A 22,338-nucleotide genomic window follows, 5' to 3' on the forward strand; every position below is an offset into this window, starting at 1 on the left:
AATAGTTAGTACAAGCTAACTGAAATGGAGATGAGTGAATGAAGAAAAAAAATGATGAGTTGAGTTGCTCTGCTTCGGACAGCAAGAAACGCAAGCAAAATGAAAATTTAATAAGAGAGGTAGAGAGTCTAAACTTGGATGTTCCCGATGAGATTATGCAGCGAATCGAAAGGGATGTAGAGCAAAGCGAAAAAAAGCCTAAAATCAGTATGGGTGGTTTAAATAAAGCGCTTATGAGTGTAGCGCCTGAGTATAAGGGTAGGATGCGACTTTCTGTTATTTTTGCGTGCATTGGAGAGCTTTTTAGTTTTTCTACTTATTTCTTTAGTGCTTATGCAGCAGGATGGCTTATAAAAAATGCCGGGGGTAACCCGGTCGGCTTTTAAACACTATTGAAATATGCTTTTTTTGCAATAGGATCACTGCTCCTGTACTTTATATTTACAGGATTTAGCACAACTATTTCACATAAAACCTCTTTTTCCATACTTGCAAAACTGAGACAGACTTTGTTTGAAAAATTAAAGGTAATTCCAATGGGATATTTGGTGGATAATCCTGTAGGTAAAATTAAGGTAATTATCATGGATCGAGTAGCAGATATGGAAGACTGGGTAGCCCATATTATGCCGGAGCTACCGAGCAGGCTTTTGCATCCGATACTCTGCACAGTGATTTTGTTTTATCTAGATTGGCGTATAGGATTATCAATATTTGTGCCACTACCAATTATTTTTGTCGGAATGATTACAATGATGTATAAATACCGTAGTAGAATGGCGGTGTGGTTATCAAGTTATGCAAATGTTGCCGACAGAAGTGCGGAATATGTTCGTGGAATTCCTGTAATCAAAGCATTTGCACAAGACAAAGCTTCGTATGGTAAATTTGCGGATGCGGTAAAATTCTACCATTTTTCAACGATGAAATGGTGGAAGCAAAGTTGGTTTGGCAAAGCACTGATGACGGCTGCAATGATGACACCACAGATAGTGAGCTTGCCTTTAGCTTTTTATTTATATGGGAACGGGCAAATAGGCATTGAAACATTGCTTTTATCACTTATTCTGCCGTTTGCTATTCTTCCACAGGCTTTTGCAATCATTACGAGTTTTGAACTTTTTCAGATGGCTTCTAATACTTGGGCATCCATACAAGAATTGCTTGATATGCCTGTCCAAAAACGTCCTGATGCGGAAAATAAAGTTACTATAGATAGGGACAAGGGGATAAAATTTGATAATGTAAGTTTTTCTTATCATGACGGAACTGAGGTATTGCATAATATTTCTTTTGAAACAAGCCCCGGAGAAGTGACTGCGCTTGTCGGACCTTCAGGTGGCGGAAAATCTACCATTGCAAAGCTTTTAGCAGGCTTTTGGGATCAGTCATCGGGTAAAATTTCCATTGGTAATGTTGATACAAAGAATATTTCCTTTAAGCAGCTTGCGGAAGAGATCTCTTTTGTCTCACAAGATAACTTTCTTTTTGACGTAAGTATTAGAGATAATATTCGTCTTGGCAAGCCTAATGCAACCGAAGATGAAATTATTGCGGCGGCAAAAGCGGCTCATTGCCATGACTTTATTATGGCACTTCCTAATGGATATGATACCAAAGCGGGAGAAGCAGGAGGAGCCATGTCGGGCGGTGAAAGACAGAGAATAACTCTTGCCAGAGCAATTTTGAAACCTGCATCAACCATTATTTTGGATGAGGCAACAGCTTATGCCGATCCTGAAAACGAAGCTCTCATCCAAGAAGCAATATCGAATCTCGTAAAGGGGAAAAATCTTGTGATGGTTGCTCATAGGTTAAATACCATCAAGCAGGCACATCAAATCATTCTCATTGATAAAGGTAAAATTATCGCCAAGGGGAAACATGAAGAACTGATGAAAGAGCCGCTTTATGCAAGCCTTTGGAAACAATATTTAGGGGAGGCGTAAGACATGGAGTTTATAAAATTATCATTCAAACTGGCAGGACAGTATAAAAATCGTCTTAAGGCGGGAATGTTTCTTATTTTTCTACAAAATGCTTCCATGCTGTTTGCATTTTTCGCTCTCTTTCTTGCATTCGGTTGGATGAATGAAACTACCGGAGACCATATTTGGACGATTTTTGGAGTGCTCTTTGCTTCCTTTCTTTTTAATTTTTTGACAGGCTGGGCGAAAAGCGGTCTTAGTGACGGTGTTTTCTTTGGCATTTTCAAGGACTACAGACTGGAAGTTGGCGAAAAACTTAAAAAGGCGCCTATGGGATATTTTGCAGAACAAAGCCTATCAAGAATTATGGCGGCATTTACCAATGTTATGAAGAGTCTTGAAAATTACTCTGCAATGAGTATCGACTTTGCTGTTTCAGGCATTTCAATATCCTTTTTCCTGTTGGTTGGGATGTTCGGTGTAAATACTAAAATTGGATTTTTAACTTTAATTTGTTTAATTCTTATTTGGCTATGCGTGTCTCTTATGATTAGTCTGGCAAAAAAAGAGATTGCACGTGAACATGCAGCGATTACAAAGCTCGGTGATGCGTTAGTTGACAGCATTAGCGGGATTCCTGTGCTTCGCAGTTTTCCGTTTACAGAGGAAGGTGTTGTTGAAGAAATTCATTCTAAATTGAATAATGCTTCTGAGGAGCTCAGACTTTCTCAAGTACATTTTGAAATCGTCTTTGTTATTTGTACGAGAATTTTTTCTACTGTTATTAATCTTTCGAGTCTTCTTGTTACATTATTTTCTTGTTATCTTTATACGAAAGGGGAAGTTTTATTACCACATGCACTTACCGTTTCGGCTGCCGGCTTTATGATTTTCGGCGGTTTAAAACAACTTGAAAATGCAGCCGTCCTCATGGTTAAAAATCCTGCCAATATGCAATATTTGGATGAGGTTTTAGATATTCCTGAAATAAGTGACGGCACTTTAGAAGTTATGGAAAATCAGGATATCGTCTTTGATAAGGTGAGCTTTAGTTATGACAAAGGCAATCCTGTCTTAAAAGACCTTTCATTTACTATTCCACAAGGGTCAAAGACAGCTATCGTAGGACCGTCAGGCTCCGGGAAAACAACAATAATCAATTTGATCTCTCGTTTTTATGATGTTGGCAGTGGTGAAATAAGATTAGGAAATAGGGATATACGAGATTATAAAGTAGAAAGTTTACTGAAAAATCTTTCACTTGTTTTCCAAAATGTTTATCTTTTTCAAGATACTATAGAGAATAATATTCGCTTTGCAAATCCTAAGGCAAGTCATGAAGAAGTAGTAGAAGCCGCTAAAAAGGCTCGTTGCCATAATTTTATTATGGAACTTCCTGATGGCTATAACACCATGGTAGGTGAGGGTGGCAGTTCTCTTTCCGGTGGTGAAAAACAACGAATTTCTATTGCTAGAGCATTACTTAAAAATGCACCGATTATTCTTTTGGATGAAGCGACCAGCTCCGTTGATCCTGAAAATGAATATGAGATTTTGGCCGCGATTGAGGAATTGTCCAAAGGACACACGGTAGTTTCGATAGCTCACAGACTTTCAACTGTGAAAAAAGCCGATCAGATACTAGTGATTGATGACGGTAAATTGGTTCAAGAAGGCAAACATAACGATCTGATAAATAGAGAAGGGATTTATTCGGCATTTATCAAGGCAAGAGAGCGAGCTGCAAGCTGGAGATTGTAAAAAAACAAAATGCTTCAAAGCAACCAATATTTAAGAATTAAATAGCTTTGTAAAGCGCATATAGACAATTTTTGAAGCGACTAAGAATAAAAAACTTAGTCGCTTTTATATCGTAATTTTTAAATTACGTAAATTGCAATAACAAGTTGCACATTGATCGTTGAGACGGTGGTATTGATGTCTTGTGAGGGCAAAAACACATAATATCCCGAAAAATGATAGTTCATTGCATAATAAAGTCACAGTTTATTCTTGGCTATTCCCTTATTTTGAGCTAATATTTAAGGGAATAGGCCAGGAGGTAAGGGAATGAGAGAGTTCAACTACTCTTTGATAAGAGAACACAAGTGGGATTCAGAGATGCTGGAACTCATTGCAGCTATATATAAGGAAGCCGGTAAACAGGAGATGTATTTGAGAAGGCGACCGGAAGAACTCGAAAAGCTGGTGAATATTGCAAAAATACAAAGTACCGAGGCATCGAATGCCATTGAAGGAATTGTCACAACAAGTACACGCATTAGGCAGCTTGCTTTGGAAAAGACAACACCTAAGAACCGTGATGAGCAGGAAATTGCGGGCTATCGGGATGTACTTGGCATTATTCATGAAAGATTTGATGCGATTCCGATCACGCAAAATTACATTCTTCAGCTTCACAAGGTTTTATACAGTTATGTGAATAACCCCGTAGCCGGCAGAACGAAAACAGTGCAGAACTATATCACCGCGTCTTATCCTGACGGACATACGGAAACGCTGTTTACTCCGCTTGCGCCTTATGAAACGCCGGATGCGCTTGATCGGCTTTGTGAAGAGTATAATCGTGTGATTGGGAACATGGAGCTTGAACCGCTGATTGCAATTCCCATCTTCATTCATGATTTTCTTTGCATTCACCCGTTTAATGACGGGAACGGACGCATGAGCAGATTGCTGACAACACTGCTTCTGTACAGAAATGGGTTTTATGTAGGAAAATATATATCACTTGAGGCAAAAATCGCAAAGAACAAGGATCTTTACTATGACGCGCTCTATGAATCACAGATTGGATGGCATGATGGAACGGACGATCCTGTTCCATTTATTAAATATCTGCTTGGAACTATTCTTTCAGCCTATCGGGATTTTGAAGACCGTTTTGCACTCGTAGAAACAAAGCGTTCTGCCCTTGATACGGTAAGGCTTGCAACTCGAAGCAAAATAGGCGGTTTTACCAAGCAAGATATTAGGGAACTTTGCCCATCGCTCAGTGTCAGCTCCATCGAAGGAGCCCTTCGAAAGTTGGTCTCTTCCGGCGAACTGAAAAGAGAGGGCAAAGGGAAAAACACCTGCTATTTTAGAACAAAATAGCATTCCCTAGCCTGCGGGAAGAAAAGCATGAAATCATACGGTAAAGGGCCTGCAAAAAGAAGTGTCTTGCTTGTGCATTGACGAATAAGATCAACGACCGAGAGCTTTTCATAAAGGGATTGGAACTTGTTGAGTGGACTGGTTAGAAAACCGCTCCTTTGAGTTTGTGCCTTAGATGTTTTTGTCGATGGAGTTAGTGGGATATATGTATTTTTTGGTTGAGGTTGTGGGATAGATATTTCTTATGGAATGACTCTGAGCCTGTAATAGTGGGAGATTGATTTTGTCAGAATCCAGTAAGGAAAATTGTCGAAACGCAGGCTTTAGCTCAAGACGCATTGCCAGTATAGATTTTCTTTCAGCAGAACTTATGTATAAATTACGAAATCAAGTTCTTCATGTCGGCGGATACTCGGCAACAGCTGATTTAGAGGGAAATGATGGGAGCTTTAAACAAAATCTGAACTGTGTATTTCTGCAGAAATGGATATAGGAACCACACACACTCTCGGTTCCCTAAATGCCGTGGACTGTAAAGAAACAATTGAATTTAATTTAATTATTTACTGTCGACATTTATGTGCAGCCGCTAAGAGCTATTTCGAGAAAAACAAGGATAAGTTTAATGATAGCCTGATGCCAATCCTAGACTACAGGGAAGAATTTAAGCTGATTTAACAAAATAATGAAGAAGTCTATTCAGTTTCAATCTTTCACTATCACATCCGCCCCGGTCGTAAAGTGAAATTCCAGCCCTCATCCGTTTCTATAATCTCCTCAATAAACTGGCGGACGAGCTTGTTTTCAAATTCCAGTTCTTCAACATCCTGATTCTTAACAAAATTTTCAATGGCAGCAAGGTTTTTCTGATGTACCTTTTGACCTCGGCTTCTTCGGGAATGATGAGGAGGCTTCCGTCCTCGTCCTTGTCGTATCCCGGGAAGTCGTGATGATTGATTTGGGCCTTGCCTTGTCGGTAGTATAACTGCGGACTTCACTTTACTTGATCGAAGAATCCGTCAGGGCTCGGCATCAAGATTGTTGTGGATATTCTTACGATCCACAGATTTGAAAAATGTTTTTTTAAGCTCTTGCGGTTTATAGAAGAACTTTTTTTCAGACTCGCTAAGACGTTGTTCCTGTTTCTTAATCTTGAGAAGTTCCATGGAACATACAAAATCTGCTACTTGAAGTAGACGATACTTTGTTGGCTCCGCTTTGCGGAATTCCGGAATCGTTTTGTGAAGAATCGGAACGGAATTCATAAAGTTTAGAATCTTATATATCAGTTTTCTTCGGTCATCAATGGTGGAAAGGCGTGTGAGATTTTCCCCGCCCATCCAGAGGCATATAAAACGGCGTGTTATATGCCTATTACGCATATATCTATTGATTTTGTGCCTTTTCACGATTATGATATTCATGAAAGGCAGGTGATTGATTCATGGCGAAAGTAAGTACAAATATTAACCTTGATCCGGTTCTTAAGAAAGAGTCTCAAGCGTTATTTAAAGACCTCGGAATGGATCTCACAACGGCAGTAACCATTTTTCTAAGACAATCTGTCAGGGAGCAGGCAATTCCGTTCGCCATTAAGCGCGATGTACCGAACGATGAAACCGTTGCGGCGCTTGAAGAGTACTACGATATGAAAGCGAATCCTGAAAACTACAAGCGCTACGATTCTTTTTTGGATGCACGAAACGAGGTGCTCAATGCTTAAAGTCGTCCTCTCACGCCGATCTCTTCGATCTCTGAAGTCACTCCTTGCGGGGTGGCTTTTTATTATGTCCACGAGCTCCTATCCTGCGTATTGTGCTACTCTATATTTGTATGAAGAGACCTCAAACATCGGCACGAAGCTGGCATCTCCATATCGCTGGAGGCAAAAATCGCAAAGAACAAGGATCTTTACTAGTAGGCAGTTTTACCAAGCAGGATATTAAGAGAACTTTGCCCCTCGCTTAGTGTCAGCTCCATCGAAGGAGCCCTTCGAAAGTTGGTGGCTTTCGGCGAAGGGAAAAGAGAGGGCAAAGGGAAAATACTTACTCTTTCAGAACAAAATAGCATCTCGCAATTTTTAGGAGAAATTTTCATGAATATTACCGTATATCTTGGTTCAAACGAGGGAAATGATCCATGTTTACGAAAAGCAGTGGAGGAATTGGGAGCATGGATTGGAAAGAGTGGACATGCACTGATCTATGGTGGCTCCCAATCGGGACTAATGGGCCTCCTTGCAGACAGCGTTTTGAGGGCCGGAGGTGAGGTAACCGGAGTTGAGCCGCAGTTTTTTATCGAAAACGAATTGCAGCATGACGGACTAACCAAGCTCATCGTGACCAAAGATATGTCGGAACGCAAAAACAAAATGATTGCGTTGGGCGAAGCCTTTATTGCCTTTCCCGGTGGAACAGGAACTTTGGAGGAGATTGCAGAGGTGATGTCGAAAGTGTCTTTGAAACAACTGGATGCCCCTTGCATTTTCTATAATCTGAACGGCTACTACGATGATTTGAAAGCCTTGCTGCATCATATGATTGAAAAGGGCCTGTCCTCCAAAGAGCGACAGGAGGGAGTCTATTTTGCCGAGAATCTGGATGAGATTGAACGAATTTTGAAACGGGCATAAACTTCCGCTGGAACGGATTCTGTAACTTCCGTTTCGAGGGCGGCAGACTCTTGACGATCGTTTGGTCTCCCATCCATTGTATCTCTACGGTACACCGACCATTCAATAGAAGAAAAGTGGCTAAAATCAAGCAATTCATGCTATACTATAGAAGTCAGATTCGGATGATTAATAAGCATATTTCTATATGAGGAGGTTGGTATGTCGAACTACAAAGGAAAATCCGATCGCAAGATCCACGACAAGGCGATCGGTAAGGAACACCAGTCAACCGGATGGATAAAGAAGATATCCATTGTTTTCTTATCCTGCATCCTGGCCCTTACGCTGGCCACACCGATGCTGCATGCCGACGATCTCGACGACCTAGAGATCGGACCGGAGATTGTTGGGCAACCCGTGCGCGCTGCCACAAAGCCGACTGTTAATGATGTATTTGCTGGAGATAAAACCGTTTCTGGAACAACTTTGGGATCTGGGCAACGGAAATCAAAACAGCTAAACGTGATTATTCACGTGACCGTGAGTCGTCAAGCAGGTGGAACCGAAGAAAAAACGGTTACTATTCCATACACTAACAGCAACTCTAAATGGGAAGTTACTTTAGCTAGTGAACTTGCAGAGGGCGATAAAGTTACTGTAAAGCAAGAGTATGGTGGCGAGACTTCTGAAGGTGTCGTTAAGGAAGCTAAAAAATCTTTAAAGAATCAGCATATAGATGACTTGCAAATGCCGTCTGGTGAAATCTGGATTGAACAAACTTCATCCAACCAAGTTAATGGAGACGAACAAGCAGAAGCTGTTGAAATGTTTAACAATGCAAACACTGCAATAGCCGGCGATATTAAATCAGTTAAGTTTTCTATTGATGGTACTGGCCATGCTTATTATGAAGTAACCTATACTGATAATTCAAGATCAGGTAAAGTTGAAGCTCCAAACTTAAAAATAAAACAAGTTGAAGAATATTCTAGAGGAGCTACTCTTGGCAGTATTACAATTGTAGATAATGTAATTAAGGGACAACTGTCAGGAGAGGGACCATTTGACGGCATAAAAGTACAAATAATCCTTAAACTTAGCGATGCGGTCAAAGATAGCTATTGTGATAAAGGTAAGTGTTCAGTTGACAAAGACACATCTAAGCCGGTAAGTGCAACTGTAGATGGCACAACAGGAGAATTTTCATATACAATTCCAAACCCTGACTTAAAACTTGATCAAAAAGTTGGTGTTACAGTAAAAGAACCCCATAAATTCAAATCTTGTTCTAAAACTACTGTTGGACCGGTAACAGTAGAAAAAACAGAAGTTAGAGACCCTAGAAAATTAACATCTGAAGATAAAAAAGCAATTGATGCTGCTATAAGAAAAGCATATACAGTAAATGGCATATCTAAATTACCAAACGGAACCGGAGACTGGAATGGAGTACCGGCAGTTATACAAATTGATGACAGCGGCAATGTCAAGATATTTAGTGGTAATGATGTAGCAGGTACTTGGGATCCGAACAATGGTTATAAATTTGTTCCGGAAACAAATGCAGATGGTTCATTAAAGGTAAATGAAGGAGCTGAACCAATAATAACAATCCCAGCCAAAGATCTGCTGAAGAATATCAAGCCGGACGCACCTACTGTTGCCTTAAGTGAAGACAAGAAAAGCATCACAATCACTCCAAATGAAAAAGATACAGATGCTCAGATTATTGCTGTTTCTTATAAAGATAAAGACGGTAAGGATCAAACAACTACAGCGACAAAAGCTGATGATGGAACTTGGTCTATTGCTGGTGAAGGAACGGTAGTAAATGGAGTTATAACTCTTCCTAAGAACAAGGTAAAAGGCGAAACAGTTGTAACGGCTACAGTAACCGATAAGGGCGGAATAGCGGATGACGATAAAAATCCACTTACATCAGATCCAGGAACTTTAACTGTAAAAGAAACAAAAGCTGACAAAGTTAAAGCCCTGGGCGGTCTCGACCCGGTTGTTATGAAAAAATGGGTTAAAGATGAAGTTGACTGGAAGGAAGGCGTCAAGGCAAAAGATTCTGCAACAGATGAGAACAAAGCAAAAATAAAAGAGTTCTTAGACGAAGCAAAAACAACTTTTGCTGATGAAAATTCCAGAGGAACCACAGCTGAAGGTGATTTCACAGGCAAGATAAAAGTAACTTTTGATGATGGTTCTGAAATCATAGTAGAAAAACAAATGCTATACGTCCGCGACCTTGTTAGCCCATCGGATAAGGAAAACCTACCTGACGATGCCATAGATGTTGAATTGAAGTTAGGTGAAGGTGTAAAAGCAGGTGATAAAACAGGTAATAAGGAAACTCCTGTTACTGCCAAAACCTATAAAGTTAAACCGGGAACTGATTTATCTAAAGAAAAAGTCTCAAAAACTGAAAAAACATGCTTTGAAGATGTAGGAGCAACAGTATCAGATGCTACCTATGTAGATGTAACATGGAATGACAAGGATAAAGGAACAAATTTCAAAGCTACTGCTGAGAACAATGTATTCACAGCCACAGCAACAAAAACCTACAAGGTTACAGTTGTACCAAATGGTGGAAAAGGTACTGAGATAAAAGATACAAAGAAAACAGGAGAAACTTATAAACTTCCTGCAAAGGATACCTTTACCCCGCCCGATGACACCCAGGTGTTCGATACTTGGGAAATTGACGGCCAAAAAGTTGCAGCTGGCACCGAGATTACTGTCACCAAAGATACCGTGGTGAAAGCCATCTGGAAAGACATCATGGTTGATATCAACTTTGAACCAGGTGAAGGCTCCGGCTCTATGAACAAGGAAACCGTCAAGAAAGGTAGTACTTTCAAACTGCCTCCTAGCACGTTCAAGGCTCCTGAGAATAAGGAGTTGAAAGGCTGGAAGATAGGTGAGAAGGAATACTAGGTCGGTGACGAAATCACCGTCAGCGATAACACCACTGTCACCGCCCTTTGGAAGAAAATCCAGGTGAAAGTGACCTACGACGCTAACGGCGGCAAAGGAACTATGGATGGTACGACCCTAGACAAGGGCAGTGAGTACACAGTGTTGCCGAACGCTTTCACCGCTCCGGATGACACCCAAGAATTCAAGGCTTGGGAGGTCGACGGTCAGGAAGTAGCGCCAGGCGCCAAGATTACTGTTAAAGACAACACGGTCGTAAAAGCTGTTTGGAAGAAAATCCAAGTAAACATTACCTACGACGCCAACGGTGGCAGCGGAACCATGACGGGTGCAACTGTGGATAAGGGCAGTAAATACACGGTGTTACCTAATGGCTTTACTGCCCCTAATAACCAAGAGTTCAAGACTTGGGAAATTGACGGGAAAGAGGTAGCCGCTGGTACCGAAATCACTGTCACCAAAGACACCGTGGCGATAGCTATCTGGAAGGCTAAAAAAAGCCATAATACGGACGGGAAAGGCAGTACGATTACCCTTACTTATGATCCGAATGGAGGAAACTGGGGCGGCAATACAAGTGTTCGGAAACAGGTAGAGACTAAGGGCGTTACTGTTAAAATTTTGGAGGCGCCAACAAAAGACGGTTATACCTTCCAATACTGGAAAGGCTCCGAGTATCACCCCGGCGATTTGTATACAGCAAATGAAGACCATACCTTTATTGCTCAATGGGAACCCAATCCGTCGGTGACACCGTCAGATAACCCGAACACGCCGGGTACACCGGGCATGGTTACGCCGAACGAGCCGAATAAGCCGGCCAAGCCGGGTACAAGGGCACCGAAAACGGGAGATATGAGCGCACTTTCCCTCTGTGCTTCCGGTATTTTGGCAGCAGGCGGTGCGATCGCTCTGTTGAAAAAAAGAAGAGAAGAGCGTTAAATAAGGTTTTGACGAACAAGAGCCGTCGGTAGGGCAGTCCTGCCGGCGGTTTTTTCCATTAGGATACAATTGTTCTTAACAAGCGATTCGAATTGTTTCTATCGCTGCATACATGCGAACAGAGGAAGGCAAAATGTCGGAGTCATTGACGAAAGAAAAACAGGACCGGATTCCTAAGGATCGAATTTCCCCGGATGGAGAAAATCCACTCTATTGTGCATCCTATATACAGACATGGGAAAACTATCGCAGGATGAACGAGGAATTGTACCGCCAGAAGGTCCGGCAATTGGCGGCGTCCCTATTTGCCATCCTAACCGTTGTGGGAACGGCCTTTATGCTGGCGGAAAAACTACGGCTTTTCGGATGGATCAGCTATGGTGTTGCCCTTCTATTTCTTGTTGCGATTCCTCTTGTCTGGAGACACCAGCTCCGCACCCAATTCCTAAGCGCCCATATAGAGCGTGACAAGGCATGGGCGTATGCCTTCTATACGGATTCTTTTAAGCTGGACTCCGGAAATACGACAACCGTGCAGAAATATTCGGATCTCTACCGAATTGTGGAAGGTGCAGAGTATATATATTTGCTACTGGAAAAGAATCATGCGCTTCCGGTTCCGCGCGATCATGGAGAGCGCGACACACTGCTTTTGCGCCAGAGGAAGCAACAGGATAAAAATAAAATTGCACCGATCCTTTGCCGGTTTTCTGTACTCAGCGGAATTCTAACGGCATTTTTCGGAATGACTGCGGGACGTCTTCCGAATCAATGGCTGCTGCAGACCTGGGCCTTTGCACTCTGCGCGGCGATGCCGGTTGTCTGGATGATCACGACCGTTCTGACCGGTATTTCCTGGAATCGGTATTCGATTCCTTCTGTACGGAAGAAAGGCGGGAGAATCGCACTTCGCGTTCTTAGCGTTCTGCTTTGTAGCTTTGCTATTCTGGCCCTTGGATTTTGGGACTTTCTATTTCTGCTTTTCCGCTATCCGGTGAAACAAAATGCGAATGGAACCTACACCGAGCACGTGGATGATTCGTATTCGTCTTTTGAATATTATCTCTATGAGCCCGAAGGGCCATTTTTCTTGCGCTTTCTTCGCCCCATGACCGATGCAAAAGACACGGATCCGAACCTTAGTGAATCTGCATGGTATCAACGACTGCGCAGTGACAATCGCAAAGAGACTGAGGCAGATGCGGCAGAACCGGCGGATGGGGGAACTTCGGAAAATCCGGCAAGCGATAATAATTCGGACGCACAGCATTCCACAAACGCGGATTCCGAAGCGGAGAAGATCCGCAACGGAGCGTTGAAGATCTTTGATGCGTACTTTGCAGCAAAAGGCTCTACCTTCCGGGAGAACTATACGGCCAAAGGAAACGCGTACTTTATTCTGCAGGAAAGCGATGCAGCCATTACGTATTTGCAGTATGACCGGGATTCGCAGAATGGAAGCTGTGGTCTCTATGTCCTATGGAAGGCTTCCAAAACGGCAGAGGGAAGCTGGTCTCCCACTGATGCGCAGATGCAGAACACCTATGCCTATGAATACCGCACCGGGGCCCTTGCAGAGAGCGGAAAGACGAACTGGTCCGACACGGGAAGCGAAGAGTATCAGAAGCTTACGGGAGAGCTATGATTTGTCCAACAGAGCAATTTTCGTCCAAAATAAAGTATAATTGGATGAAAAGAGATTTTCTGGACGAAAGGAGTGCGAATGAGATCGTTTGATTACAGCAGGCTCTATGACAAGGCCTGGGATACCGATATTCTAAATCTCGTTGCAAAGATTCACGAGCGCAAAGGAAGACAGGATTTATTTATCCGTCAAAAGCCTGTGGAGTTGGATCGTTTGGTTGAAATCGCAAAGATACGGAGTACAGAAGCATCAAATAAAATTGAAGGAATTGTTACAACAAGCACTCGTATGAAACAGCTTTTTGAGGAGAAAACTACTCCTAGGAACCGAGCGGAAGATGAAATCATGGGTTATAGAGATGTGCTGAATACCATTCATGAGAGTAATGCGTACATTCCGATTCGTCCGTCGTACATCCTTGAGCTTCATAGGGATCTTCTGAAAAGGGCAGGATTCTCATACGGCGGTCAGTTTAAGAACGTTCAGAACTATATCAATGAGACAAAGCCGGATGGAACGGTGGTCACAAGGTTTACGCCGATTGCGCCTTATGACACACCGGATGCGGTGGAGAATCTATGCAATGCCTATGAACAGGCCGTTGCAAATGAAAAAATAGATTCATTATTACTAATTCCGACTTTTATCTGTGACTTCCTCTGCATCCATCCGTTTAATGATGGCAATGGCAGAATGAGTAGGCTGCTTACCTTGCTTCTCTTGTACAAGAATGGATATCGTGTGGGAAAATACATAAGCATTGAACAGCAGATAGAGAAAACAAAGGATCGTTATTACGATACGCTTGAAAAATCCGATGCCGGATGGCATGAAGAGCGGAATGATCCGACGCCATTTATCCGATATATGCTGCAGGTAATTTTGGCATGTTATACAGAATTTGAAGAGCGTGTCGGATTAATGGCTGAAAGAGGAAACGGCAGTACGGCATACGACATTGTCAAAAAATATACCGAGGAAAAAATCGGAAAGTTTAGAGGAGCAGATATTGTAGCGCACTGTCCAAGTGTAGGAAGGTCTTCTGCGCTGGCAGCATTGAAAAAGCTAACCGAGGAAGGACGTATCATCCGAAAAGGTTCGGGCAGAAGCACATTTTATGTTCGTGCGGATAGTAACGGAGAATAGACGAAGTGCATATCATAGAAGAATTATTTGCCTTGCAGGATGTTGCCTATGCTGCTTTTCAGGCGAAATTGACGCCGAATATTCCAAGAGAGCGGTTTATAGGAGTCCGAGTTCCAGAGGCCAGAAAGCTTGCAAAAAGGCTTGCCCAGGAACCGGAAGCCTCGATATTTTTGAGCGATTTGCCGCATACATACTATGACGAAAATATTCTCCACAGCCTCCTCCTTTCGGAAATGACGGACTATGATGCCTGTGTTGAAGCGGTTGATGCATTTTTGCCATACGTAGACAATTGGGCGGTTTGCGATATCCTGTCTCCTAAAATTTTCAAGCAGCATAAAACAGCGCTTTTGGAAAAAATCAAAGAGTGGTCCGCATCGGAAAAGACATATACTTGCCGTTTTGGACTTGAGATGTTGCTGTCTCACTTTCTGGACGAAGATTTTAAGCCTGCCTATCTGGAAATACCCGCTTCGGTTCATCTTGAAGAGTACTATGTTCGCATGATGATTGCGTGGTTCTTTGCCACCGCTTTGGCAAAGCAATGGGATGCGACCATAGAATATTTGGAAGATCGTCGCCTTGACACATGGACGCACAATAAGACAATACAGAAAGCTCGGGAAAGCAGGCGCATTACCCCGAAACAGAAAGAGTATTTGAAGACGTTGAAACGATAACAAAGTTCTGTTTAATGAAGCTGGTCAGTCAGATGGCTATCAGCGGCGGCTTACCCTTTCACCCTTTGCTAGAGTCGGTGAACCCTGGCAGGAGTTAGAATTTATCGTTTATCAGGGTCAGCGCACCTGTCTGGAGATGGAATTTGACGTTTGTCAGGGACGCTAGACCCTGTCTGGAGTGAAAATTCATCGTTTGTCAGGGTCGGCGGACCCTGTCTGAAGCAAAAATTCATCGTTTGTCAGGGGCACACACCCTGATGGAAGTCAGAATTTAACATTTATCAGGGATGACGGCACCCTGTCTGGAGCTGAAATTCACCGTTTGTCAGGGTCGCGCACCCTGATGGAAGTTAGAAATTAACATTTATCAGGGATGACGGCACCCTGTCTAAAGCTGAAATTCGCCGTTTGTCAGGGCCACACACCCTGATGGAAGTCAAAATTTAACATTTATCAGGGATGACGGCACCCTGTCTGGAGCTGAAATTCGCCGTTTGTCAGGGTCGCGCACCCTGATGGAAGTCAGAATTTAATATTTATCAGGGTCACGGCACCCTGACTGGAGTTGAAATTCGTCGTTTGTCAGGGCCGGCGGACCCTGTCTAAAGCAAAAATTCATCGTTTGTCAGGGTCGCACACCCTGATGGAAGTCAAAATTTAACATTTATCAGGGATGACGGCACCCTGTCTAAAGCTGAAATTCGCCGTTTGTCAGGGTCGCGTACCCTGTCTGGAGCTAAAATTCGTCATTTATCAGCGTCACCGACCCTGTCTCAAGTTAAAATTACACCATTTGCCAGGGGCGCCCATGCGATGCTATTTCCTTTGTACCTTATACGAAACCAACAATAATAGAGCGCGCAGACATCCATTGCGAAGCAAGAGGAAGATCGCTTTTTCAAGAGGATATCGGTTCGTCCGTTTTCCGATATTCTATTGAAATGGAATAAAATCAGAAATATAATGTTAGCATAAACTAACAAAAGAAAGCGGGAACAGGCGATGAAAAAATATGACCATTTACCAATTTTCGGCGTAGGGCCTGTGTATGTTGTTTCCATTTTATTGCCGACGCTTGGGGCGGTGCTTTTAAGGGATCATCCTGTATTGGAATCAGGGAGGCTGACTTCTCTGCAAACACTGCTCATGAGCATTGGTGCGCTTTTCATCATTTTGTCTGCATTCATATGGATACAGGCGGTTATCGTCTCGAAACTGGATGAAAATATTAAAAGGAATCGCCTCGTGACATCGGGGGTGTATGCCTGGGTCAGGCATCCGGTTTATTCCGCTTTTATGCTTCTTTGCACAGGAATTCTTCTCATGGTTGGCAATGCCTGGTTTTTCATTCTTCCTTTTCTTTACTGGGGGCTCCTGACGGTGCTTATGAAGCATACCGAGGAAAAATGGCTGAAGGATCGGTATGGCAACGCCTATCAGGAGTATTGCAGGCGCGTTAACCGTTGTTGGCCGTGGATGCCGAAAAAGCAGAATAGAACCGGAGAATAGAACCGGAGGATTCATAAAGGTAGATAAGAAGAGGGATCTTTCCATTCAACACGTATTAAAAAACGGAGGTGCAAAAATGTCTTTGACTTATAAAATCGCGGCAGGCATAGTCAGACTTTTGGGCGTGAAAAAAATATTCAGAAAGTCCAAGAAAGATATCTTGGAATATGCGAAGAAACAAAACGCAAAGTCTGCTTTTGATGTGGACAAGGCGATGGAAAGGGCTCGCAGAAAAAAGTATTTTCTCTTTGATCGAAAAGTGATGGGACATAGGGTTCTGACGTATCAAAAAAATGAAAATCCGGCAAAAGGAGCGGTGCTGTATCTTTTTGGCGGAGGCATGATTACGGGACCGGATCAATTGGATTTTTCTCTTTCCGAAAGAATAATGGAAAAAACAGGAAAAGATGTGTGGTTCCTATTTTATCCCCTTTGTACAGCAGATCAGAATATAAAGAAGACGTATGAAGTTTGCTTGGAAACGTATAAAAAGATGACAAAAACATATGAGGCGGACAAGATAGGAGCATTGGGCTTCTCCTCAGGAGCATGCTTGGCTCTTGGAATTTTTTTACATAACAATGCCTTAGGCCGGCCTTTACCCATGCCCGGCAGGATCTTTGCGGTTTCTCCGGGCGGACTTCCCAATAAGAATTCTGCTGAAAGTAAAGAGCTTTGGGAAAAGATAGAAGCCCTCAACTCAAAAGATATCCTGCTTGATCCGGCTTACTTCCATACCGCCAGGGAAATCCTAGTGGGCAATGAAGATGTGCCCGAATATATGCTGGATGGGACATGCGGAGACTTTTCGGATTTTCCAAAGACCTATTTTTATTACGGTGAAAATGAATGTCTATATGCTTTTGCGGAGTATTTTGAAAAAGCGATGGATAAATACGATGCTCCACATGAGAGGATTGTAGGCGAGGGGATGTGTCACTGCTATCCGTTGCTGCGCTTCTTTAGAGAAGGCAGAGAGGCACAGGATGAAATGATTGCATTGTTGCAATTCTAATACAGGTACGCAAAGAAGGGATGGGAAGCCCATGCTTTTACTGGAAACCGTCATTTTGTGTTCTGCATTTTTCGTGTTTTGTTTTTTAGGCACCGGCACGGACGAGAAAAATTTGAGGAATTACATGTCCTATCCGGATGAAGTGCAAAAGCGAATCCGAGAGATCGAAGAATACCGAGGAAAATATAGGGAAACAAGCAAATTTGCCATATGGATAGCCAATTTTCTAATCTTCACCGTTTTGTTTTTCGCTTTAGGAATCAGAATCCGTCAGCCGAACTTTCTGCATAACTTTATGAGCTTGCTCTTTTTAGGTGAAACGTTAAATGCCTTTGACCTTATCGTTATTGATCTCTTATGGTGGAGAAACACCAAGCGGATTCGACTATTAAAAATACCGCAAAAGGAACTCTACCAAAATCCCCAAAAGCACATGCAAGCTTTTCTAAGAGCGCTGGTTCTGTATTTTCTTGTCGCGCTGCTGGACGGATATCTTTTAACTCTGTTTTGATCCAGCATCAAAGTAGAGCAATCGGATATCACACGTATTCGTCCCCGATTTAACAAAATTTCAACTACGCAGTCGCAGCGTGACTGTCATTACGCTCGTTATTACAGAAATGCTACGATTTGCAAAATATGTTGTCATAGCAACATAAAGGAACGTGCGCACAGGATAAAATAAAATAAAAAAGAAAAGGAGTCTGTGATTATGGCAAAGAAACTGGATTTGAATAAAAGTGTTTTTATACTGACAGAGGAATACCCGGAACTGATTGATATTATGGCTGAGCTCGGCTTTACCGAGATCACGAAAAAGGCCATGCGGCATTCGATTGGCAAGATGGTGACCATTCCAAAGGGCGCCAAGATGAAGAACATTCCTATGACGAAAATCGTAACGACCTTGATGGAGCATGGTTTTGAACTTGTCGGTGAGAGGCCGGAGATACCCTTTGCAGTATCGGCTGAAACGGAAGAAATAGAAGCGAGCCATTCTCCCGAGGACAGAACGGAACAACTCAAAGCCTATTTGAAAAGGCTGGGGGAAGGGGAAGATCTGGAAGAGGTAAGGGCAGACTTTGTCCGTGCATTCCGCGAAGTCGACGCTTCCGAGATCATGCAGGCGGAGCAGGAGTTGCTGGCGGAGGGCACACCACTTTCCGAGGTGCAGCGCCTTTGCGACGTCCATTCGGCGCTTTTCCATGGCGCAACGGTAGAGGAGAGAATCGCCAATGCCGAAAAAGAAGTGGAAGCCTCATTAGTAAGAAAGAAGATTCGGGACAAGAGTGCCCCTGTGCAAAATGGCACCGATAAACAAGGGCTCGCTGCCGTGATGGGAGAAAAAATCGGGCATCCCTTGTACACACTGACGAAGGAAAACAATGCGCTTTCCCAGTTGCTTGCAAAATTTAAGAAAAAGCGTGATGGCTCTCTTCTTCCCTCCATTCGGGAACTTTCCATCCACTATGCAAAGAAGGGCGATCTGCTGTATCCTCTGCTTAAGGTAAAGTATGGCATATCCGGCCCCTCCGATGTGATGTGGACGGTGGACGATGAAATCCGTGACGAGCTGGGCGTACTTGCGAGAGAAAAAGAGCATGACGAAGAATGGAATGTCCGGCTGGACGCCGTACTGGTTCGCGCAGAGGAGATGATTTATAAAGAACAGAACATTTTGTTTCCCATTTGTGCAGCGCATTTTACGGAAGAAGAATGGTACGGTATTTATCGGGATTCCAAGGATTATGCGGCCTGCTTTGGTGTAGAAAAGGAAACATGGGAAGAGGCTGAAAACGCAGGAACGATGGCATCGGTCGCTACAGAGGATGAGATCGTTATGCCGGGCGGACACCTGACCATGGAACAACTTACTGCACTTTTGAACACGATCCCGATGGAGATTACTTTTGTCGATGCCGACAACATCAATCGCTTTTTCAACGAAGGGCCGAAGGTATTCAAGCGTCCCGTTATGGCGATTGACCGCGAGGTGTTTTCCTGCCATCCGCCGAAGATTGAACCGATGGTACGACAGATTATTGATGATTTCCGAAATAACCGCCGCGATGAGGTTTCGGTTTGGATGAAGAAGGGCGGACGAACCATGCTCGTCCAATATTTGGCGGTAAGGGATGCTGCCGGCAAGTATATAGGCACGGTTGAGCTTGTGCAGGATATGGAATTTGCCAAGACCCATTTTCTTGGAGAAAAGGAATAAGCCTGAGTTAACACAAAAGGTTCCCTGCTGAGATGATTCCGTGGGGAACCTTTTGTTGCAGGGATTGCGTGTTCAGTGAGAACAACTGCGTTAGAGAGTTTCCACGAGGTCGTCGATTTTGCTTTTCCTGTTTTTAATCCGGGAGCTGTTCTTCTAACCATTCTTTTATTACGATGGCTTGATTGTATTGTTCGTTTTTTGCGGCATAAAGAAGGGTTATGTTTTGATCTTTTATCTTTCGTAGACAGAGATTGCTTAATTTTTGTGATGCCGGATTACTGGTCAATTCCTGTCTGTATCTTTTTTTAAACGCATCGAATTTTACCGGATCATGAGAGAACCATTTCCGAAGTTCGTTTGAAGGGGCAATTTCCTTAGCCCATAAATTAATATGGGCTTTTTCTTTTTTGATGCCCCGCGGCCATAGTCTATCCACAAGAATACGGAAACCGTCCGTTTCGTTGGCCGGCTCATAAATCCGCTTGCATTGTAATTTATTCATAAAGGCGAGGCTCCTTCAATGTAAATCTATTTTTATGATAAGTCAGTAGTCCCTCCTCCTGCATTTTGGACAGCTCTTTCGACATAGAACTGCGATTGACAGCGAGGTAGTCCGCAAGTTGCTGGCGATTAAACGGGATGGTAAAGTGTGGTGTTCCATTTTCCAGTGCTTGCTCGGACAAGTAGGATAGTAGCCTTTGCCGCAGAGAATGAGAAGCGGTGTGCATCATGCGAGCTGATAAATTCAGGTTTTTCTGCGCGGAAATCCGAAGCATATTCTTTATGAGGCGGGTATGGAAGGCACAAGCGCGAGAGCAGGTAGTCAGTATATTCTGCATATTTAAAAAAAGCACTTGGGTTTCTTCGCAGGCAACGACCTCACAGAGGAGCTCTTTTCCGGGAATGGCGGCATAATTTTCTGCAAACACCTGTCCTGCTCCAACATGGGCAAAAATATTGCAATTTCCCCAGTAGAAATTAACGACGATATTGACGCTACCGGATTCCACAAGCCCGATCTCGTTGACGGGTAATCCTGCCCGGAAGATGATCTCTTCCTTTTGAAATTTACGCTCATTTGCTCCCAGACAGAGGAGCAGCTCATTGATTTCGCTTTCACTGATGCCATAAAAAAGTTGTGTCGTGGTCAGAAAAAAAGTATTCATGCAAACCTCTATTCCGTTGCCAAGGCAACGTATTTGTTGCTTACATTCTAATATAATCAAAGCGGGAAATCAAAACAAGAAGAAGCCGATGGCATACAAAAAACGATCACATGAAATGATAACCGAAGAAACTGTGGTCTATACGTGGCCTATACGGAGGCGTTAACAAGAAAGGATGATCTTATGAACGAAAGAATCAAAGCAGGCGAAGTTTTCAAATTGGTCGATCTTGTACCGTATGCGGAAGGAAAGGTCGTCAAAATGGATGTGTCGCACAATGACAAGATGAAGTGTATCCTTATGGCCTTTGATGAAGGCACGGGACTTCCCGAGCACACTGCTCCTGGCGAGGCACTGCTATTTGCCTTGGACGGCGAAGCGATGATTTCATACGAGGGAAAAGATCATCCGATCAAGGCAGGCGAAAATTTCCACTTTGCAAAAGCCGCTCTGCACGCGGTTAAAGCAACGAAGAAGTTTAAGATGGCGCTTCTTCTTATGTTTGAATAGCGATATCCGCTTCGGCTCATCTCATTGAAGCGGGTCAATCGGTCGGGCAGCTATCTTGGGTGGCTTTACCCTTTCACCATTTGGCGGAGCTACCGCGCCCTGGCTAGAACTATAATTTGACTTCCATCAGGGTCGCGTACCCTGATGGAAGTCAAAATTTGGCGTTTACCAGGGACGGTGGACCCTGTCTGATGTTAAAATTCGTCGCTTATCAGGGACGGCAGGCCCTGTCTGGAGCTAAAATTAAGCATATATCAGGGTCGCCGGACCCTGTCTGGAGTTAAAATTCGTCATTTGTCAGGGTTACGTACCCTGTCTGGAGTTAAAATTCGTCATTTGTCAGGGTCAACCGACCCTGTCTGGAGCTATAATTCGGCATTTAACAGGGTCAACCGACCCTGTCTGGAGCTATAATTCGGCGTTTATCAGGGCCGACCGACCCTGTCTGGAGCTGAAATTCGTCTTTTATCAGGGCCAGCCGACCCTGTCAGAATCCAAAATTCACCATTTATCAGGGTCGGCAGGCCCTGTCTAAAGCTAAAATTCGTCGTTTATCAGGGTCATGTACCCTGTCGGAAGCTACAATACGCCGTTTATCAGGGTCGCCGGACCCTGTCTGGAGTTAAAATACGGCGTTTATCAGGGGCAGCGGGCCCTGTCTAAAACTATGATTCGTCGTTTATCACGGGAGGCGGCCCAGTCTGGAGCTAGACTACACCATTTACCAGGGCCACGCACCATGGCTGAGAAACGAAACTCCTGTTTGCTAGGGTCGTGCATACCGAAACCGTTCCTGGATGTACGCCAAAACTACTATTGCCGGGGACGCACGCTACGAATTCCATGCTGGAACGTATGATTTGTACATCCAACGATCGAATGAAGAAATTCGCCCTCCC

General features: G+C 43.4%; 18 protein-coding genes. 16 read left to right on the top strand and 2 right to left on the bottom strand.

Going from position 1 to position 22,338, the window contains the following annotated elements:
* The first annotated feature begins 38 nt into the window (after positions 1-38).
* The 15 genes from FXY30_RS07650 (at position 39) to FXY30_RS02520 (ending at position 19,763) form a co-directional block, all read left to right on the top strand.
* Positions 39-386, top strand: a complete 348-nt coding sequence (locus FXY30_RS07650; protein ID WP_232009038.1) for a hypothetical protein — start codon at positions 39-41, stop codon at positions 384-386.
* A 6-nt stretch (positions 387-392) separates the two neighbouring features.
* Complete coding sequence (locus FXY30_RS02455) at positions 393-1,949, top strand: ABC transporter ATP-binding protein (protein ID WP_232009039.1); 1,557 nt, start codon at positions 393-395, stop codon at positions 1,947-1,949.
* Between the two features lie 3 nt (positions 1,950-1,952).
* Positions 1,953-3,689, top strand: a complete 1,737-nt coding sequence (locus tag FXY30_RS02460) for an ABC transporter ATP-binding protein (RefSeq protein ID WP_071705151.1) — start codon at positions 1,953-1,955, stop codon at positions 3,687-3,689.
* 309 nt (positions 3,690-3,998) lie between these two features.
* On the top strand, positions 3,999-5,045 hold the full coding sequence (locus tag FXY30_RS02465) for a Fic family protein (protein WP_071705152.1): 1,047 nt from the start codon (positions 3,999-4,001) through the stop codon (positions 5,043-5,045).
* A gap of 1,444 nt (positions 5,046-6,489) precedes the next feature.
* Positions 6,490-6,768 carry a type II toxin-antitoxin system RelB/DinJ family antitoxin gene (locus tag FXY30_RS02470; protein ID WP_071705154.1) on the top strand — a complete coding sequence of 93 codons (279 nt, stop codon included), beginning with the start codon at positions 6,490-6,492 and terminating at the stop codon, positions 6,766-6,768.
* 372 nt (positions 6,769-7,140) lie between these two features.
* Complete coding sequence (locus tag FXY30_RS02475) at positions 7,141-7,677, top strand: LOG family protein (RefSeq protein WP_071706069.1); 537 nt, start codon at positions 7,141-7,143, stop codon at positions 7,675-7,677.
* A gap of 201 nt (positions 7,678-7,878) precedes the next feature.
* On the top strand, positions 7,879-10,605 hold the full coding sequence (locus FXY30_RS02480; RefSeq protein WP_071705155.1) for a hypothetical protein: 2,727 nt from the start codon (positions 7,879-7,881) through the stop codon (positions 10,603-10,605).
* A 63-nt stretch (positions 10,606-10,668) separates the two neighbouring features.
* The gene (locus FXY30_RS02485) at positions 10,669-11,547 is read left to right on the top strand and encodes an InlB B-repeat-containing protein (RefSeq protein WP_071705156.1); all 879 of its coding nucleotides are present in this window, start codon (positions 10,669-10,671) and stop codon (positions 11,545-11,547) included.
* A gap of 133 nt (positions 11,548-11,680) precedes the next feature.
* Positions 11,681-13,192 carry a YcxB family protein gene (locus FXY30_RS02490; RefSeq protein WP_071705157.1) on the top strand — a complete coding sequence of 504 codons (1,512 nt, stop codon included), beginning with the start codon at positions 11,681-11,683 and terminating at the stop codon, positions 13,190-13,192.
* 78 nt (positions 13,193-13,270) lie between these two features.
* Complete coding sequence (locus tag FXY30_RS02495) at positions 13,271-14,338, top strand: Fic family protein (protein WP_071705158.1); 1,068 nt, start codon at positions 13,271-13,273, stop codon at positions 14,336-14,338.
* Positions 14,339-14,343: 5 nt separating this feature from the next.
* On the top strand, positions 14,344-15,018 hold the full coding sequence (locus FXY30_RS02500; protein ID WP_071705159.1) for a DNA alkylation repair protein: 675 nt from the start codon (positions 14,344-14,346) through the stop codon (positions 15,016-15,018).
* Positions 15,019-16,020: 1,002 nt separating this feature from the next.
* Complete coding sequence (locus FXY30_RS02505; protein WP_071705160.1) at positions 16,021-16,527, top strand: methyltransferase family protein; 507 nt, start codon at positions 16,021-16,023, stop codon at positions 16,525-16,527.
* Between the two features lie 262 nt (positions 16,528-16,789).
* Entirely contained in the window at positions 16,790-17,542 is a 753-nt protein-coding gene (locus FXY30_RS02510) for an alpha/beta hydrolase (RefSeq protein WP_269457027.1), read from the top strand.
* A 124-nt stretch (positions 17,543-17,666) separates the two neighbouring features.
* The gene (locus FXY30_RS02515; protein ID WP_232009040.1) at positions 17,667-18,053 is read left to right on the top strand and encodes an ABC transporter permease; all 387 of its coding nucleotides are present in this window, start codon (positions 17,667-17,669) and stop codon (positions 18,051-18,053) included.
* Between the two features lie 201 nt (positions 18,054-18,254).
* Positions 18,255-19,763 carry a DUF438 domain-containing protein gene (locus FXY30_RS02520; protein ID WP_071705163.1) on the top strand — a complete coding sequence of 503 codons (1,509 nt, stop codon included), beginning with the start codon at positions 18,255-18,257 and terminating at the stop codon, positions 19,761-19,763.
* Positions 19,764-19,896: 133 nt separating this feature from the next.
* Here the strand turns inward: FXY30_RS02520 and FXY30_RS02525 are convergent, their stop codons facing one another.
* Together FXY30_RS02525 and FXY30_RS02530 are read right to left on the bottom strand one after the other, a co-directional pair.
* Positions 19,897-20,265 (bottom strand): DUF488 domain-containing protein, encoded by a 369-nt coding sequence (locus FXY30_RS02525; RefSeq protein WP_071705164.1) that lies wholly within the window; start codon positions 20,263-20,265, stop codon positions 19,897-19,899.
* Complete coding sequence (locus FXY30_RS02530) at positions 20,258-20,929, bottom strand: Crp/Fnr family transcriptional regulator (protein WP_071705165.1); 672 nt, start codon at positions 20,927-20,929, stop codon at positions 20,258-20,260. Before FXY30_RS02530 ends, FXY30_RS02525 begins: the two co-directional genes overlap by 8 nt.
* A 183-nt stretch (positions 20,930-21,112) precedes the next feature.
* Between FXY30_RS02530 and FXY30_RS02535 the strand changes: the two genes are divergently transcribed.
* Complete coding sequence (locus FXY30_RS02535) at positions 21,113-21,439, top strand: cupin domain-containing protein (protein WP_083428152.1); 327 nt, start codon at positions 21,113-21,115, stop codon at positions 21,437-21,439.
* Positions 21,440-22,338: the final 899 nt, after the last annotated feature.

Origin of the sequence: Murdochiella vaginalis, from assembly GCF_902381775.1 — a bacterium.
GTDB lineage: Bacteria > Bacillota > Clostridia > Tissierellales > Peptoniphilaceae > Murdochiella > Murdochiella vaginalis.